General features: G+C 70.5%; 13 protein-coding genes. 4 read left to right on the plus strand and 9 right to left on the minus strand.

From position 1 onward, the window contains the following. Nucleotides 1-19 precede the first annotated feature (19 nt). On the minus strand, nt 20-1,498 hold the full coding sequence (locus ACO2TI_RS22630; RefSeq protein WP_423287725.1) for an NAD-dependent succinate-semialdehyde dehydrogenase: 1,479 nt from the start codon (nt 1,496-1,498) through the stop codon (nt 20-22). Nucleotides 1,499-1,657: 159 nt separating this feature from the next. Here ACO2TI_RS22630 and alaS point away from each other — a divergent pair, with 159 nt between their 5' ends. Beyond that, nucleotides 1,658-4,285 carry an alanine--tRNA ligase gene (gene alaS / locus ACO2TI_RS22635; RefSeq protein ID WP_423287727.1) on the plus strand — a complete coding sequence of 876 codons (2,628 nt, stop codon included), beginning with the start codon at nt 1,658-1,660 and terminating at the stop codon, nt 4,283-4,285. Nucleotides 4,286-4,293: 8 nt separating this feature from the next. Further along, on the plus strand, nt 4,294-4,812 hold the full coding sequence (locus tag ACO2TI_RS22640) for a GNAT family N-acetyltransferase (RefSeq protein ID WP_423287729.1): 519 nt from the start codon (nt 4,294-4,296) through the stop codon (nt 4,810-4,812). A 38-nt stretch (nt 4,813-4,850) separates the two neighbouring features. On the opposite strand, the gene ACO2TI_RS22645 is transcribed toward ACO2TI_RS22640, so the two are convergent. From ACO2TI_RS22645 to ACO2TI_RS22675, 7 genes are all read right to left on the minus strand, one after another. Next, nucleotides 4,851-5,864, minus strand: a complete 1,014-nt coding sequence (locus ACO2TI_RS22645; protein ID WP_423287731.1) for a cytochrome d ubiquinol oxidase subunit II — start codon at nt 5,862-5,864, stop codon at nt 4,851-4,853. Then, nucleotides 5,861-7,240: a cytochrome ubiquinol oxidase subunit I gene (locus ACO2TI_RS22650; RefSeq protein WP_423287733.1), complete on the minus strand. Its 1,380-nt coding sequence runs from the start codon at nt 7,238-7,240 to the stop codon at nt 5,861-5,863. The genes ACO2TI_RS22645 and ACO2TI_RS22650 overlap by 4 nt, the downstream gene beginning before the upstream one ends. 15 nt (nt 7,241-7,255) lie before the next feature. Continuing rightward, a complete protein-coding gene (locus tag ACO2TI_RS22655; protein WP_423287735.1) occupies nt 7,256-7,816 on the minus strand; it encodes a GbsR/MarR family transcriptional regulator in 561 nt (186 codons plus the stop codon). Between the two features lie 83 nt (nt 7,817-7,899). Beyond that, entirely contained in the window at nt 7,900-9,000 is a 1,101-nt protein-coding gene (gene mltB / locus ACO2TI_RS22660) for a lytic murein transglycosylase B (RefSeq protein ID WP_423287737.1), read from the minus strand. Then, nucleotides 8,997-11,090 carry a transglutaminaseTgpA domain-containing protein gene (locus tag ACO2TI_RS22665; RefSeq protein WP_423287739.1) on the minus strand — a complete coding sequence of 698 codons (2,094 nt, stop codon included), beginning with the start codon at nt 11,088-11,090 and terminating at the stop codon, nt 8,997-8,999. The genes mltB and ACO2TI_RS22665 overlap by 4 nt, the downstream gene beginning before the upstream one ends. Then, complete coding sequence (locus tag ACO2TI_RS22670; protein ID WP_423287741.1) at nt 11,087-12,088, minus strand: DUF58 domain-containing protein; 1,002 nt, start codon at nt 12,086-12,088, stop codon at nt 11,087-11,089. The genes ACO2TI_RS22665 and ACO2TI_RS22670 overlap by 4 nt, the downstream gene beginning before the upstream one ends. A 15-nt stretch (nt 12,089-12,103) precedes the next feature. Beyond that, entirely contained in the window at nt 12,104-13,027 is a 924-nt protein-coding gene (locus tag ACO2TI_RS22675; RefSeq protein WP_423287743.1) for an AAA family ATPase, read from the minus strand. A gap of 54 nt (nt 13,028-13,081) precedes the next feature. Between ACO2TI_RS22675 and ACO2TI_RS22680 the strand changes: the two genes are divergently transcribed. Next, nucleotides 13,082-14,023 carry a histone deacetylase family protein gene (locus tag ACO2TI_RS22680; RefSeq protein ID WP_423287745.1) on the plus strand — a complete coding sequence of 314 codons (942 nt, stop codon included), beginning with the start codon at nt 13,082-13,084 and terminating at the stop codon, nt 14,021-14,023. A 22-nt stretch (nt 14,024-14,045) separates the two neighbouring features. After that, nucleotides 14,046-15,380, plus strand: coding sequence for a mechanosensitive ion channel family protein (locus ACO2TI_RS22685; RefSeq protein WP_423287747.1), 1,335 nt, complete (start codon nt 14,046-14,048; stop codon nt 15,378-15,380). Here ACO2TI_RS22685 and ACO2TI_RS22690 read toward each other — a convergent pair. Beyond that, on the minus strand, nt 15,329-17,659 hold the full coding sequence (locus tag ACO2TI_RS22690; RefSeq protein ID WP_423287749.1) for a sensor histidine kinase: 2,331 nt from the start codon (nt 17,657-17,659) through the stop codon (nt 15,329-15,331). The genes ACO2TI_RS22685 and ACO2TI_RS22690 overlap by 52 nt on opposite strands. Nucleotides 17,660-17,669: the final 10 nt, after the last annotated feature.

Here is a 17,669-nt window from a genome sequence, read left to right on the forward strand (position 1 = left end):
GCAGGCCGCTTCGGGGGGATTACTTCAAGATGTCGCCGAGGCACAGGTACTTGATTTCCACATAGTCCTCGATGCCGTGGCGCGAACCCTCGCGGCCCAGGCCGCTTTGCTTCACGCCGCCGAACGGCACCTCGGCGGTGGAGATCAGGCCGGTGTTGATGCCGACCATGCCGTACTCCAGCCCTTCGGCCACGCGGAAGATGCGGCCGATGTCGCGGCTGTAGAAGTAGCTCGCGAGGCCGAACTCGGTGGCGTTGGCCAGGCCGATGACCTCGTTCTCCTCCTTGAAGCGGAACACCGGCGCGACCGGGCCGAAGGTCTCTTCGCGCGCGCACAGCATTTCGCTGCTCACGTTCGAGAGCACGGTCGGCTCGTAGAAGCGATCGCCCAGCTTCTTGCCACCTGTGACGAGCTTGGCGCCCTTGCCGAGAGCGTCGGCGACGTGCAACTCCACCTTCGCAATCGCCGCGCCGTCGATCAGCGGGCCCTGGTTCACGCCGGCCTCGAAGCCGTTGCCGACCTTGATGCCCTTGACCTTGGCGGCGAGCTTCTCGACGAAGGCGTCGTAGACGCCGTCTTGCACGTAGAGGCGGTTGGCGCACACGCAGGTCTGGCCGGCGTTGCGGTACTTGCTGGCCATCGCGCCTTCGACGGCGGCGTCGAGGTCGGCATCGTCGAAGACGATGAAGGGCGCATTGCCGCCGAGCTCGAGCGAGAGCTTCTTGATCGTCGGCGCGCACTGCTTCATCAGGATGCGGCCGACTTCGGTCGAGCCGGTGAAGCTCAGGTGGCGCACCGTGTCGCTGGCGCACAGCACGTTGCCGATGGCGATCGAGTTGTCGCTGTCGGCGGTGATCACGTTGAGCACGCCCTTGGGCATGCCGGCGCGCTGGGCCAGTTCCGCCACGGCGAGCGCCGACAGCGGCGTCTGTTCGGCCGGCTTGATCACCACCGGGCAGCCGGCGGCCAGTGCCGGCGCGACCTTGCGGGTGATCATCGCGATCGGGAAGTTCCACGGCGTGATCGCCGCGCACACGCCCATCGGCTGCTTGATGACGAGATAGCGCTTGTTGGCGTCGGTGGTGGGCACCGTCTCGCCGTAGACGCGCTTGGCCTCTTCGGCGAACCATTCGAGGAAGCTGGCGCCGTAGCTCACTTCGCCCTTGGCCTCGGCCAGCGGCTTGCCCTGCTCGGCGGTCATGATGCGCGCGAGGTCGTCGGCATGCTCGTGCATCAGCTTGAACCACGCCATCAGGATCGCTGCGCGCTCCTTGGCGGTCTTGGCCCGCCAGGCGGGCCAGGCAGCGTCAGCGGCGGCGATCGCCTGCTCGGCAGCAGGCGCGCCATGGTTGGCGACTTGCGCCAGTTCGAGGCCGGTGGCCGGGTCGGTCACGGCGAACCGCACCGCCGAACCGAGCCACGCGCCATCGATCAGCGCATCGGTCTTGAGCAGGCCCGCGTCCTTCAGCGTCGCGAGCGGGGAGGTCTTCATGTCCATGGAAGCGGTCTCCGAAACCTCGAAAAGGGCTGATTCATGATAGCCGCGCGACCCCGGCCATCCGGGCCATAAGGACTCCAAACCTATAATGAAAAACTTTGCTGCATCAAGCACTTGCACGCGTTGGAAACTGCGCCGGAAACTGCGCTGGAAGCCCGAATGAAAGCCTCCGAGATCCGCTCCACCTTCTTGAAGTTCTTCGAGTCCAAGGGCCACCAGATCGTGGCCTCGAGCCCGGTGGTGCCCGGCGACGACCCGACCCTGCTGTTCACCAACGCGGGGATGAACCAGTTCAAGGACGTCTTCCTCGGCTTCGACAAGCGGCCCTACAGCCGCGCCACCACGGCGCAGAAGTGCATTCGCGCGGGCGGCAAGCACAACGACCTCGAGAACGTGGGCTACACAGCGCGGCACCACACGTTCTTCGAGATGCTGGGTAACTTCAGCTTCGGCGACTACTTCAAGCGTGACGCGATCCACTACGCGTGGGAACTGCTTACCGAGCATTTCAAGCTGCCCAAGGACAAGCTCTGGGTCACCGTCTATGCCGAGGACGACGAGGCCTACGACATCTGGCACAAGGGCGTGGGCGTGCCGGCCGAACGCATCGTGCGCATCGGCGACAACAAGGGCGCGCGCTACGCCAGCGACAACTTCTGGATGATGGGCGACACGGGCCCCTGCGGTCCGTGCACCGAGATCTTCTTCGACCACGGCCCCGAGGTCGCAGGCGGCCCGCCGGGCAGCCCCGACGAAGACGGTGACCGCTACATCGAGATCTGGAACAACGTGTTCATGCAGTTCAACCGCGACGAGGCGGGCGTGATGCACAAGCTGCCCAAGCCCAGCGTGGACACTGGCATGGGCCTGGAGCGCATCACCGCGGTCTTGCAGCACGTGCACTCCAATTACGAGATCGACCTGTTCGTCGCGCTGCTGGCGGCCGCGAAGAAGGCCGTGGACGAGGCGGGCGCCGGCGACTGCGACAAGGACTGCCCGAGCCTGAAGGTCATCGCCGACCACATCCGCGCGTGCTCGTTCACGGTGGCCGACGGCGTGATTCCCGGCAACGAGGGCCGTGGCTACGTGTTGCGCCGCATCGCGCGTCGCGGCATTCGCCACGGCTACAAGCTCGGCGCGCGCAAGCCTTTCTTCTATTCGCTGGTCGCGGAACTCACGCGCCAGATGGGCGAGGCCTATCCCGAACTGCGCCAGAACGAGGCGCGCGTGACCGAGGTGCTGAAGCAGGAAGAGGAGCGCTTCTTCCAGACCATCGCCAACGGCATGGAAATCCTCGAGGGCGCACTGGCCGGCGGCGCGAAGCAGATCGACGGTGAGCTCGCGTTCAAGCTGCACGACACCTACGGCTTCCCGCTCGACCTGACCGCCGACGTTTGCCGCGAGCGCGGCGTCACGGTCGACGAGGCCGGCTTCAATGCCGCGATGAACCGCCAGCGCGAGCAGGCGCGCGCCGCCGGCAAGTTCAAGATGGCCCAGGGCCTCGAGTACAGCGGCACGCCGACCACGTTCCACGGCTACGAGCAACTGGCTCGCGAGGGTGCCAAGGTCACTGCGGTGTATGTCAACGGCACCGCGGTGGAGAGCGCCTACGCCGGCGACGACGCTGTCATCGTGCTCGATCACACGCCGTTCTACGCCGAGAGCGGCGGTCAGGTGGGCGATACCGGCGAGATGCGCAACAACACGAGCCGCTTCGTGGTCGAGGACACGCAGAAGATCCAGGCCGACGTGTTCGGCCACCACGGCCGCGTGCTGGAGGGCGAGATCAAGGTCGGCGACGTGCTGAACGCCAAGGTCGACGCCGAGCAGCGCGCCAAGACCGTGCGCAACCACAGCGCGACGCACCTGATGCACAAGGCGCTGCGCGAGGTGCTGGGCGGGCACGTGCAGCAGAAGGGCTCGCTGGTCAACGCCGAGCGCACGCGCTTCGACTTCAGCCACAACGCGCCGCTGAGCGACGACGAGATCCGCCGCATCGAGGCCATCGTCAACGCCGAGATCCTTGCCAACGCCGACACGAACGCGCGCGTGATGCCGATCGACGAGGCGCAGAAGCTCGGCGCGATGATGCTGTTCGGCGAGAAGTACGGCGACAGCGTGCGTGTGCTCGACATCGGCTCCAGCCGCGAACTGTGCGGCGGCACGCACGTGCATCGCACCGGCGACATCGGCCTGTTCAAGATCGTCGCCGAGGGCGGCGTTGCGGCGGGCATCCGCCGCGTCGAGGCGGTGACCGGCGAGAACGCGCTGGCCTACCTGCAGTCGCTCGAGCGCACGGTGGGCCACGTGGCCGGCGCGTTGAAGGTGGCGCCCGGCGAGGTCGAGCTGCGCGTCGCGGCGGTGCTCGAGCAGGTGCGCTCGCTCGAGAAGGAGATCGCCGCGCTCAAGGGCAAGCTGGCCTCCGCCCAGGGCGACGAGCTGATGGCGCAGGCGGTCGACGTCAAGGGCCTCAAGGTCCTCGCCGCAACGCTCGACGGCGCCGATGCCAAGACGCTGCGCGAGACCATGGACAAGCTCAAGGACAAGCTCAAGAGCGCGGCCATCGTGCTGGCGGCAGTCGATGGCGGCAAGGTTCAGCTGGCCGCCGGCGTGACCGCCGACGCGACCGGCAAGGTCAAGGCCGGCGAGCTGGTGAACCACGTCGCGCAGCAGGTCGGCGGCAAGGGTGGCGGCAAGCCGGACCTGGCGATGGCCGGCGGCACCGACGCCTCCAAGCTGCCGCAGGCGCTGGCTTCGGTGGCCGGCTGGGTCGGCGAGCGCGTCTGACCGATCGCATGATCACGGTCCGCCGCGCCACCGTCGACGACGCGCCGGCGTTCGCCCGCATCATGGGCGACGCCGATGTCTATCCCGGCCTCATGCAGCTGCCCTACACCAGCGTCGAGGTCTGGCGCGAGCGGCTCGCCGAGCCGCTGCCTGCACCCGACCTGCGCCTGGTCGCCGAGCGCGGCGGCGAGGTGGTCGGCACCTGCGGCATGCACACGGGGCGCCCAATCGTGCGGCGCCGGCACGTGCTGTCGCTGGGGATCTCGGTCGCTTCCGAGGCGCAGGGGCAGGGCGTCGGCAGCGCGCTGATGCAGGCGATGTGCGACTACGCCGACCGCTGGGCGCACGTGCTGCGCCTGGAGCTCACGGTGTTCGTCGACAACGCACCGGCGATCGCGCTGTACCGCAAGTTCGGCTTCGAGGTCGAGGGCACCCACCGCGCCTATGCGCTGCGCGATGGCGCGTATGTCGATGTCTACGCGATGGCGCGACTGCACCCCAATCCGCCGACCTTGCCGGCGGCCTGACCCTCACGCAATCCTCTCCCGCGCGGGAGAGGGGGCTCTCATGCATAGCTCAACTCGCTCGCCTTGCCGCGGAACACGCGGTAGGCGAACACCGTGTAGCCGGCAATCGCCGGCACCGTGATCGCGCAGCCGATGCCGATCACGGCCAGCGACTCGGTCGCGCTCGCCGCCTGCCAGACGGTCAGCCGGTCCATCACGACGTAGGGGAACAGGCTGTAGGCCAGTCCGCAGGCGCCGAGCACGAACACCAGGCCCACCAGCACCAGGGGCAGCCAGCACAGCCGGCCCAGCACGACGGGCTCGGCGCGACGCGACACCAGCAGGCCGCGCAAGGCGCCCAGCGTCACGGCCGTCATGATCGGGATCGGCAGCAGGGCGAAGAACGCCGGCAGCGTGAACCACTTGTCGCGCACCGTCGCGCTGACCCAGGGCGTGGCCAGCGAGATCAGCGCCATGCCCAGCACCAGTGGCCACCACGCGAGGCGAGCCCATTCGAGCGCGCGGCGCTGCAGTTCGCCCTCGGTCTTCATCAGCAGCCAGCACGCGCCCAGCAGCACGTAGGCGGCGGGCAGCGCGAGCGCGATCACCGCGGCGAACAGTTCGTACTGCGGTCCGCTCGCGAAACCGGTGATGTAGCGCCCCAGCATCCAGCCCTGCGACAGCGCGGCCAGCCCTGAGCCGACGAAGAACGCGCGGTTCCACAGCGGCTTGTGGTGGTCCTGAGCCTTGACGCGGAAGTCGAACGCGACGCCGCGCAGGATCAGGCCCACCAGCATCAGCGCGACCGGCAGGTACAGCGCGGTCAGCACCACGCCGTGCGCGCGGGGAAAGGCGATCAGCAGGATGCCCACGCCGAGCACCAGCCAGGTCTCGTTGGCGTCCCAGAACGGGCCGATCGAGGAAATCATCGTATCCTTGTCGGCATCGCTCGCACGCGGCAGCAGCAGGCCGACGCCGAGGTCGTAGCCGTCGAGCACGACGTAGACCAGCATCGACAGGCCCATCAAGGCCAGGAAGATCACCGGCAAGGCGGTGGACCAGTCGAGGTTCATGCCGGATCTCCTTCGACTTGCGCCGGATGCAGGCCCTGCGCTTCGGCGCGCCGGGCGGCCTCGACGAGGACTTCCGGCTTCTCGGCCATGTACTTGATCACCGCGACGTAGGCGACGATCAGCGCGATGTACACGGTCACGTACAGCGACAGCGTCAGCGCGATCATCGGCGCCGGCACGTTGGAGGCGACATCGGCGGTGCGCACCAGACCTTGCACGACGAAGGGCTGGCGTCCGATCTCGGTGACGTACCAGCCGGCCAGCGTCGCGAGCCAGCCGGAGAACGTCATCGCGACCAGCGTCCACAGCAGCGGGCGAGGCAGCGCGTCGGCCTGCCAGCCGCGGCGGCGCGCAAGCCACACGCCGGCCCAGCTCGTCGCGAGCATCAGCACGCCCACGCCGACCATGACGCGAAAGCCGAAGAACAGCGGCTTGACCGGCGGGTGCGCATCCGGGAACTCGTTCAGCCCCTTGATCTCGGCCTGCGCGTCGTGGCGCAGGATCAGGCTCGCGCCGCCGGGGATGCCGAGCGCGAAGCGGTTCTCGCGCGCGGCTTCGTCGGGCCAGGCGAACAGCAGCAGCGGTGCGGCGCGCTCGGTGTGCCACACGCCTTCCATCGCGGCGATCTTCTGCGGCTGGTGCTCCAGCGTGTTGAGGCCGTGCAGGTCGCCGACGAAGATCTGCACCGGGATCAGCACGGCCGCCAGCGTGAGGCCGGTGCGCAGCGCCTTGGGCGTGGAACGATTGGCCTTGCCGCGCAGCAGCTGCCAGGCGCTGACGCCGGCGATCAGGAACGCGACCGTGAGTCCCGAGGCCAGCAGCATGTGCGTGAGCCGGTAGGGGAACGAGGGATTGAACACCACCTGCGCCCAGCTCGCGACGTGGAACGTGCCGTCCTCGGCGATGCGAAAGCCGGTGGGCGTTTGCATCCACGAGTTCAGGCTCAGGATCCAGAACGCGCTCATCGAGGTGCCGAACGCAACAAGAAAGGTCGCCAGCAGGTGCATGCGTTCGCCCACGCGGCCATGGCCGAACAGCATCACGCCGAGAAAGGTGGCCTCGAGGAAGAACGCGGTCAGCACCTCGTAGCCGAGCAGCGGCCCGGCGATGTTGCCCACGCGCTCCATGTAGCCCGGCCAGTTGGTGCCGAACTGGAAGCTCATCGTGATGCCCGAGACCACACCCAGCGCGAAGCTGAGCGCGAACACCTTGGTCCAGAAGCGGTAGGCGGTGAGCCAGGCGCCATCGTGCGTGCGCAGCCAGCGCCAACGCATGAACAGCAGCATCCACGCCAGCGCGATGTTGATGGTCGGGAACAGGATGTGAAAGCTGATGTTCGCGGCGAACTGGGCGCGCGCGAGCAGGAGCGGGTCCATCGGGGCTCCTTTCGTTCAGGCCGGCAGCTTGCCGGCGGGCTTCACCTTGCCGGTGAACTCGAGCAGGCGCTGCACCTTGGCGCCCATCTTGATCAGTTGCGAGAGCGTCTGTGCGTCGAGCCGCTGCACATCATCGAACCAGGTGCTCAGCATGTCGATCAGTTCGTACATGCCCTGCATGCGCTCCTGCGCAACGCGGTCGGCCTCGTTCGAGGGCGCCTCGAGCAACGCATTGCGCAGCATCGACAACGTCGGCTCGATCTCGCGGCGCCGGCGCTCCTGCGCCAGCGTGAGGAAGATCTCCCACGCGTCGGTGGGCGTCTCGAAGTGCTCGCGGCGGTCGCCGGGCAGGTGGCGCAGCTTCACCAGCCGCCAGCCCTGCAACTCCTTCAGCCCCATGCTCACGTTGGAGCGGCTGAACTCCAGTGCCTGCGCGATCGCGTCGGCATGCAGCGGCTCGGGCGAGACGAACAGCAGTGCGTAGATCTGGCCGACGGTGCGATTGATGCCCCAGCGGCTGCCCATTTCGCCGAAGTGCGCGACGAAGCTGCGGACGAGGGGAGAGAGGTTCTGCATGCCGCAATTTTCAGGAATTCCTGAAAATTGTGTTGATTCACGCCGATGGCCCCTGATCCCGCTGGGGCATCGCCTCGACCGGATCAGCGGGTCGCGGCGACCACCGTCTCGACCGCGCGGCCCAACTCGATCACCGCCAGCGCGTAGTAGCTCGACTGGTTGTAGCGCGTGATCGCATAGAAGTTCTGGGTGCCGGCCACGTAGCTCGGCGCGGCATCGCCGTTTTGCAGCTCCACCAGCGCGAGCGGGCCGGTGTACTCGCGCCCGGCGGCCTCGAGGGCGGCACCGCGCTGGGCGAACTCGGCGGCGCTGAAGCTGGGCACGATGTCGGGTCCGAGCAGGACCGCGCGGTCGGCGGTCTCGACCGGCGGCGCGACCGCGAAGTGCGTCGCGGCACCGCGCTGCCAGCCGAACGACGCGAGGTAGTTCGCGACCGAGCCGATCACGTCCGGCGCGCTTGCGTGCAGGTCGATGCGGCCATCGCCGTCGAAGTCGATCGCGTAGCGGCCGACCGAGCTCGGCATGAACTGCGGCATGCCGATCGCACCGGCATAGCTGCCCTTGAGCCCGAGCACGTCGACGCTGCCGGCATGGCCCATCGCGAGCAGCGCCTCGAGCTCGCTGCGGAAGAAGGGGCTGCGGTCGCGGCGCGCGTCCTTGGGGTAGTCGAAGCCCAGCGTCGCGAGCGCGTCGATGACGCGAAACGTGCCCATGTGGCGGCCGTACAGCGTCTCGACGCCGACGATGCCGACCACCATCGCGGCCGGCACGCCGAAGCGTTCTTCGGACTGCTGCAGCCAGCGTTCGTTCTCGCGCCAGAACGCGACGCCGGCGCGGATGCGCACCGGCTCGACGAAGCGCGCGCGGTAGGCGGCCCAGTTCTTCGCGGCGCCGGCCGGCGGCGGCGCGATCAGCCGCTGCACCTGCGGCACCAGGCGCGCTTGCGACAGCAACTCGCGGGTCCAGTCGGTGGCGAAGCCGCGGCGCTCGGCGACCTCGGTGGCCCAGGCCATCAGGTCCTCGCGTCGGCCGTAGGTGACGGCATCGAGCGCGGTCTTGCGCGCGGCCATCGCGCAGCCGGTCAGCAGCCAGCCGCCCGCGGTGGCGAGCGCGGTCCGCCGCGACAGCCGTGCCGAGGCGAGGGAGGGGTCGGAGTCGATGTCGAAGGGGTAGCGCGTGGTCATGCGCGCGAGTGTGCCGCAGCAGGCGGCGCGTCCTCGCCCAAGGCGCGCAACGCCCGCCGCGCCTCGCGCGCGAGCGGCGCGACATCGGCGCGTCGAAGCGGCCGCGCGTCGCGCGCGTAGCGCCGGGCTTCGAGTGCAAGCAGCGCGCGCACTGCCGGCTCGGCGGCCGCGCCGTGCCGGGCCCGCAGCACGCGCGCGAGCGCACGCGGCGTCTGGTGCGCGCGCAAGTCGACATCGAGTTCGCGCGCGCTGCGGCGCACGCCGTCCCAGGCCGCAAGCCAGGGCTCACGCCGCCGCTGCGCCCAGGCGGCCCAGCCGGCGCCGGCCAGGCTCAGGGCGACCACCGTGCCGATCAATGCAAAGGCCAGGTCCTCCCATTGCGGCGCTTCGATGCCGAGCTCGCGCATCAGGTCGAACTGCTGCGTGCGGTTGAAGCCCAGCACCCATTGGTTCCAGGCGCTGTTGACGGCCTCCCAGCGTGCGCGCAGCGAGGCCAGCAGGCCAGGGCTGAAGCCTTCGATCGCGCCGGCGATCACGCCGCGCGGCGCCGTCAGAGGCCGGCTGCGCTCGATGCGATCGGGCGCCACCGCCGCGGTCGGATCGGCGCGTACCCAGCCGCGCCCGGGCTGCCAGTACTCGGCCCAGGCATGCGCGAAGCTCTGTCGCACGACGTAGCTGCCATCGGCCGCATTGAATTCGGCGCCCTGGTAGCCGGTGACGACGCGCGCCGGCACGTCGAGCGCGCGCATCACGACGACGAAGGCCGCCGCGTAGTGCTCGCAAAAGCCTGCCTTGCGGTCGAGCCAGAACTCGTCGATCGCGCTGCGCGGATCGTCCTCGCCATAGGTGCCGGGCGTCAGCGTGTAGCTGAAGCCGCCCGAGCGGATGTGCGCAAACAGCGCGCCGGCCAGCGTGCCGGCATCGGCTTCGGCCAGCCGCGGGTCGCGGCGCAGCTCGGCGGCCCAGGCCAGCGTGCGCGGGCTGAAGCCGGGCGGCAGCGCCAGGTACTCGCGCGGGGCGGCGTCGGCATCGAGCGGGCCGGCGCGATAGCGCGGCCAGGCGCGCGCGGCCAGGCGCAGCCGCTCGGCGATCGGCCGGTCGGTCATCCAGCTGAGGTCCTCGCGCAGCAGCGCGCGCACGCCGGCATCGGGCGGCAGCGAGGGCGTGAGCTCGAGCAGCGGCAGCGTTGGGATCTGCAAGGGCTCGACCGTCAGCTCGTAGTCGACCGGAGTGCCTTGCGTCGTGAGGTCGCGGCCCACGCGCATCAGGCGCGGCGTGCGCGGCATCACGCTGCGCCAGGTCACGCCGTCCCAGGCGCCCAGCACGGCGCCGCGGAAGTAGAGCGTCGCCGGGTCGGGCCGCGCGCCGCCGGTGAAACGCAGCCGCATCGCGATGCTCTCGTCGACCGCGAGCTCGGCGATCTCGCCCATGCGCATCTCGCCCGACAGGCCCGTCTTCGCGCCGCCGTCCTGCGGCACGCCCCACAGCGGGCCGATGCGCGGGAACAGCACGAACAGCAAGGCCATGATCGGCGCGCCCAGCAGCGCGAAGCGCCCGGCCAGCAGCGCCGCTTCGCGCAAGGGCGGGCGGCCCACCGGCATGTGGGCCAGCACCAGGGCCGCCAGCAGGCCCCAGACCGAGACCAGCATCGCGGCGGCGATCGGCATCGACTGCGAACGCAGGAAGTGCGTCAGCACCAGGAAGAAGCCCAGGAAGAACACGACGAAGGCATCGCGCCGCGCGCGCAGCTCCAGCGTCTTGAGCGCGACCAGCGCGACCAGCAGCGTGATGCCGGCCTCGCGCCCGAGCAGGCTGCGGTGACTGGCCAGCGTCGCCGCGACCGACATGGCCAGCACGCCGACCAGCACCCAGCGCGGCGGCAGCGGGGCCGAACGCAATGCCAGCGCACCGCGCCACAGCAGCACCACGACGGCCAAGGCGCCGGCCCACCACGGCACGTGCGGCAGGTGCGGCGCCACCGTCCAGGCGATCACCGCCAGCAGGAACAGCGTGTCGCGCGCTTCGCGCGGCAGCGCACCGCGCGTCGCGAGCCGCCAGGTCGAGGCGATCGAAGTCATCGCGGCGCTCATGGCGTCCACAGCGCCAGCGCCTCGAGCGCGGCGCGCTGGTGCGCCTCGCCATGCGCCGGCGCGAGCTCGCGGCCCGGCAGTGCAAGGCCCCACGCCAGGCCCGCGCGCTCGGCCGCCAGCACCCAGGCCGCGAGTCGCGACAGGCGCGCCTCGGCCGGCAGTGCGCCGGTCGCGGTCCAGTCCAGCCACAGCTCGCTGCGCGCTGACGAGCGCGTGTCGCGCGCGATCAGCTCGCCGCCGGTGTCGAGCGCGCGCGCGGCCTTCTTCCAGACGACGAGCTTGAGTGGATCGCCGCGGCGCCACGCGCGCACGCCTTCGAACTCGCCGCCCTCGCTGCTGCGCAGCGTCGCCTGGCCGCCGCCCTGCGCGCGCACGGCGGGCAGGGGCGCGCCAGGTTGCTCGATGCGCGGATAGACGAGCAGCTCGGCGGCCGGGCGCCATTCGCTCCAGGCACGAAACAGCCCGAGCGGAAAGCGCGTCTCGATGCGCACGTCGGGCAGGCCCAGCCGGCCGCGCCGCGGCGCGGCCCACGCCAGCCGCGTGCTGGCCTGACCGCCGGGCGGCACGTCGACCCAGACCCAGGCGCGCGGCGCGACGTCGCGCAGCGCCAGGCCGATGCCATGGCGCCAGCGCGCCGACGCGCTGGCCAGCACCACCTCCAGCAACGCCGCATCGCCGGCATGTACCGCTGTTGGCTGGCGCAGGTGCAGCTCGAGTCCGCGCAGCGTGTTGTGCGTGACGTGCATCGAGACGATGCCGCTGCCGGCGAGCAGGAAGGTCAGCAGGTAGCCCAGGCCGAGCTGGTAGTTGATCGACGCGAGCAGCAGCACCAGCAGCGTCAGCGCGTACATCCAGCCGGCGCGCGTGGGCAGGATGTAGACGTTGCGCTGGGTCAGCGCCAGCGCGTCGGTGCGCGGATGGCGCGCGTTCCACCAGGCGCGCCAGCGCGCGGCCAGCGGCGCCGGCAGGCCGAGGCCCGGAATGCTAGGTGAGGCCATGACCGCCTCAAAGCCTCAGGGCAGTGCGACCGCTTCGAGCATCGCGCGCACTTGCTCGCGCCGGCCGCGCCCCGAGCCGGCCACCGGCATCAGCCGGTGCGCCACGGTCTGCGGCAGCACGGCCTGAAGGTCGTCGGGCGCGACGTAGTCGCGGCCGTCGAGCAGCGCGCGCGCCTTGGCCGCACGCAGCACCGCGATGCCGGCGCGCGGCGACAGGCCTTCGGCGAACCAGCGGCCGTTGCGCGTCTCGGCGATCAGGGCCTGCAGGTAGTCGAGCAGCGGTTCGGCGGCGTGGACCTGCAGCACCTGGCGCTGCGCGGCCTGGAGCTCGACGGGCGTCATCACCGCGCGCAGCTCGGCGATCGCCTCGCGGCGGTCGACGCCGGCCAGCAGCGCGCGCTCGCTGGCGCGGTCGGGATAGCCGAGCGTGATGCACATCAGGAAGCGGTCGAGCTGGCTCTCGGGCAGCGGGTAGGTGCCGAGCTGGTCGGTCGGGTTCTGGGTCGCGATCACGAAGAAGGGCTCGGGCAGCTTGCGCGTCTGGCCGTCGATGGTGACCTGGTGCTCCTCCATCGCCTCGAGCAGCGCGCTTTGCGTCTTGGGGCCGGCGCGGTTGATCTCGTCGGCCAGCAGCACCTGCGCGAACACCGGGCCGGGATGGAACACGAAGGCCTCGCGGCCGCGCTCGTAGATCGACACGCCGGTGAGGTCGGACGGCATCAGGTCGGCGGTGAACTGCGTACGCGAGAAGCTCAGGCCCAGCGAGACCGCCAGCGCGTGCGCCAGCGTGGTCTTGCCGACGCCGGGAACGTCTTCGATCAGCAGGTGGCCGCCGGCCAGCAGGCAGGCGATGCTGTCCTCGATCTGCGGGCGTTTGCCGACGATGATCGTGCTAATCTGATCCGCGAGACCGCGAAGTTGCGTGACGAGTGATTGCATGGCCGCGACCATAGCCGATTCGTCCGCGACACGCGCTGCGAACAACAAGCACGCATGGCCACTGCCTACTACACGCACGCCGCCTGTCGCGGCCACGACATGGGAGCCGGACATCCGGAGTGCCCGCAGCGGCTCGACGCGATCCGCGACCACCTCATCGCCACCGGCCTCGACATCGCGCTCGTCGAGCGCGACGCGCCACAGGCCGCGGAGTCGGACCTTCAGCTCGCGCACGACACGCTCTACGTCGCCGATCTGCGCGGCTTCATGGAGCAGGTCGACCGTCTCGGCCGCCCGCGCGCGCTCGACCCCGATACCGTGGCCGCACCAGGCACCTGGACGGCCGCGCTGCACGCCGCCGGCGCCGCCGTGGCCGCGACCGACGCGGTGATCGACGGCGAGTTCGAGAACGCCTTCTGCGCGGTGCGCCCGCCCGGCCACCACGCCACGCGCCACGCGGCAATGGGCTTTTGCTTCTTCAACAACGTCGCGGTGGCGGCGCGCCATGCGCTCGACGTGCGCGGGCTCGAGCGCGTGGCCATCGTCGACTTCGACGTGCATCACGGCAACGGCACCGAGGACATCATCGCCGGCGACGACCGCATGCTGATGGTGAGCTTCTTCCAGCATCCGCTGTATCCCAACAGCGGCAGCGAGCCGCTGGGGCCCAACATGCTCAACCTGCCGATCCCGCCCTACACCAAGGGGCCGGAGATCCGCGAACTGATCGACGCGCTGTGGATGCCGCGGCTGGAAGCGTTCCAGCCGCAGATGCTGTTCATCTCGGCCGGCTTCGACGCCCACCGCGAGGACGACCTCGCGCAGCTCGGCCTCGTCGAGGCGGACTACGCCTGGATCACGCGCCGCCTGGTCGACTTCGCCGAGCGCCATTGCGAGGGTCGCATCGTGTCGTGCCTCGAGGGCGGCTACAACCTCGGCGCGCTGGCGCGCAGCGTCGCGAGCCACCTGCGCGCGCTGGCCGGCCTGCCGACCTGAATTCCGTTCCCCCGTTCGCTCGATGAAAGACCTGCAGACGCCGGCCTTCGCGCCGGCCAATTTCGAGCAGCTGCTCGCGTCGCTGACCACGGTGCACGCGCTCGTGCAGCTCGCCGTGGTGCTGGGCTGCCTGCTGCTGGCGTGGCTGGTCGGCTGGACAGTGCGGCGCTCGACGCCGCAGGCTTCGCACCAGGCCAGCTCGGTGCTGCTCGGCCGTCACGTGATCGACGGTGCGCTGTTTCCGATCCTCGCGCTGCTGTTCGCGGTGCTGGCGCGCCGGCTGGCATTTGCCGGCGCAGCCGACGTCACGGTGTTGCGGCTGGCGATCCCGCTGCTGTTTGCGCTGGCGGTGATCCGCGTCGCGGTGCGCGTGCTGCGCGCCGCGCTGCCGAGCTCGAGCTTCGTCAAGCTCGTCGAGCGCACGCTGTCGTGGCTGGTGTGGGGCGGCATGGTGCTGTGGGTCACCGGCCTGCTGCCGCTGATCCAGGACGAGCTCGGCGACGTGTCGTGGAAGGTCGGCGCCGCGCGCATCACGCTGCGCAGCCTGGTCGAGGGTGCGATCAACGCGACCGTGGTGCTGGTGCTGGCGTTGTGGCTGTCGTCGGCCATCGAGGCCAAGCTGCTGCGCAGTGCCACCGGCGCCAGCCTGTCGGGCCGCAAGATCGCGGTCAATGCGGTGCGCGCGTTGCTGCTGTTGGTGGGCCTGCTGGTCGCGCTGTCGGCCGCCGGCATCGACCTCACGGCCTTGTCGGTGCTCGGCGGCGCGGTCGGCGTGGGCATCGGCTTCGGCCTGCAGAAGCTCGCCAGCAACTACGTCAGCGGCTTCGTGATCCTGGCCGAGCGCAGCGTGCGCATCGGCGACCTGGTCAAGGTCGACGGCTTCGAGGGGCGCGTGATCGACATCAACACGCGCTACACCGTGATCCGCGCCAGCAACGGCCGCGAGTCCATCGTGCCCAACGAGATGCTGATCACGCAGCGAGTCGAGAACGCCTCGTCGCTGTACGAGCCGTCGGTGATGCTCTCGACCGTGGTGCAGGTGGCCTACGGCACCGACGTCGTCGCTCTGCGGCCAAAGCTGCTGGCCGCGTTCGAGCAGATCGCGCGCGTCATGAAAGACCCGGACCTCGCGCCCGCCGTGCATCTGACCAGCTTCGCGTCCGACGGGCTCGAGCTCACCGTGTGGTTCTGGATCGCCGATCCGCTGAACGGGCAGAGCAACGTGCGCTCGGAGGTCAATCTGGCCATCCTCGAGGTGCTCGGCCGCGAGGGCATCGAGATCCCGTTCCCGCAACGCGTGATGCGCTATGTGGGCACGCCGCCCGCGGCCGCGGGCGCCGAGGCCGCGGCCGACTGAGCACCGCCGGCCGCGGGCCGGCCGCCGTCCGACGGCGCCGACCAGCGCGGCACGCGCACGACGCAGCCGATGCCGTGCGGCTGCAGCTGCTGCCAGCGCACCTCGCCGCCGAGCTGCTTGACGCGCTTGCGGATGCCGCCCAAGCCCAGGCCGTGCGACCAGTCCTGGGGCCGCTCGCCGCGCCCGTCGTCGCTGACCGCCAGCGTCAACGCGCCGGCGTCGAGCGTGAAATTCACTTCGACGCGGCTGCACTGCGCGTGGGTGATGGCGTTGCTCAGCAGCTCGCGCAGCACGCGCGTCAGTGCGGACCACTGCACCACGCTGAGGTCGAGTTCGCCGTCGAGCTGCGCATCCCACGACAAGGCGATCTGGGCCACTCCCAAGCGCTGCGTCGCGTCGGCCTTCCACTCGGCCAGGGCGTGCGAGAGCCGGTGACCGCCGACGGCCAGGCCGCGCGTCAGCGTCTTGAGGTCTTGCAGCGTGTGGCGGATGTAGTCCTCCTGCTCGGGGCTGGCGGCCTGGTACATCAGGGTGAGCAGCCGCGCGCCGATGTCGTCGTGCAGATCCTGCGCGATGCGGCTGCGCTCCTCGCTGCGCCCGCGCTCGACGGCCTGGTCGTAGGCGACGGCGCGCCGCAGCTGGTCGACGATGCGCTCGGCCAGGCGGGCGTCCTCCTCTGTAAACAGGCGCCGGCCGTGGTGCGAGTAGCGCAGCACCAGCGTCTGCTCGGCGCGGCCGCTCGGCCGCGAGAGATCGGGCACCGGCACCAGCAGCGTGGAGCCGTCGCGGCTGACGCGGGCATGCGCGCTGCCGCGCGCTGCGACCGTGGCCTCCAGCGGCTCGAACAGCTCGCGCATCAGGCCCAGCAACTGCGCGCCTGCGGTGCGCGGATGCCGCTCGACGTTGCGCACGATGCGGTACAGCCGTTCGAACAGCCGCTCCATCGTGATCACGCTGGTGCCGCGCAGCTGGTTCACGAGCCAGGTCCGCCCGGCGATGTAGACGCCCAGCGAGAGGAACAGCGACAGGGCGATCGACACCGTCTGGCCGATCGAGAACAGGGAGATGAACAGCAGGTCCAGCGAGGTCGCGACCGTGCTCACGCCGGCCAGCAGCGCGAACTCGCGCATCACCTGCTGCGACTTCGCGAGGAAGGGCATCAGCAGCATCAGCGAGGCGAGGAACACCACCCACACCATCGAGCCGACGCTGGCGATCTGCTGCTGCAGGCCCGGCTCCTGAGCCGCCGCGACGCCCAGCGTGAGCAGCGTCCAGGTGCCCACCGTCGCGACCCCGAAGCGGCGCAGCACCATCGCGAACGGGTGCGGCTCGATGCGGTGCGACCAGCCGAGCACCGCGATCGCCGCGATGCCCAGCACGGCGCCGGCGAGCTGGGTCCACCACCAGGCCTGCGACAGCTGCTGCCGTAGCAATGCAAGCGCGATGAGAATGGCCACGCTCCAGCCGGCGACCGCGATGGCGCGCGCGCTCGGCACGCGCAGCGGATGCACCGCGGTGGCATGCAGCAAGGCCGCGGCGGTGAGCAGGTCGAAGACGGTGCGCGCCGGTGCGTCGGCCGCCGCCCACGACAGCGCGACGGCCAGGCCCGGCGTCGCCTGCGCCGCGATGTAGACGAGGTTTCCGCACTGCGCCAGCGCCATCGCCGCGAACAGGCCATTGCGCAGCCCGGGCTGGGCGAACAGCACGACCAGTGCGACCAGGTAGAGCACCAGTGCCAGCGCGGCGACCAGCCAGTACAGCGGCCCGAGGCCGCCGATGCCCAGCGGCGCGAGCTGGAGCTCCACGGTGCGGCCATCGGCGAAGTAGAGCTGGACGGTGCGCGCAGCCATGACCTCGTGAAGCCGCCGCTGCTGCTCGACGAAGCGCTGGCGGTCGGCATCGCGCGTGAGCCAGCGCGCCGAGCGCGCCAGCACCAGCGAGTCGATGAAGTGCACCTGCGCGTCGCCGCCGCCGATGGCGGTGAGCGTCTCGCCCTCGAACGTGCGCAGCCGCGCGTCATCGGCAGCGGCGAGTTCGAGCTGACCGCCGGCGCCGGCCCGCCACGCGGCGCCGAGCGCCGGCTGATGGGCGAGCTCGCGCGTCAGCAGGAACAGCGCAAGGCAGCCGAACAGCGCGGCGACCAGCAGGCCGCGCAGGCGCCAGCCGATCCAGCCGGGATGGCGCAGCCGCTTCGGCACCCACTGCTCGAGCACGCGCGAATCGAGCGACGCGCCGAAGCCCGAGGAGGCCTCGGCATCGGGGCTGTCCGTGGAGGCCATCGGGCCCTCG

This window comes from Caldimonas sp. KR1-144, from assembly GCF_049446155.1.
Taxonomy (GTDB): Bacteria; Pseudomonadota; Gammaproteobacteria; order Burkholderiales; family Burkholderiaceae_C; genus Rivibacter.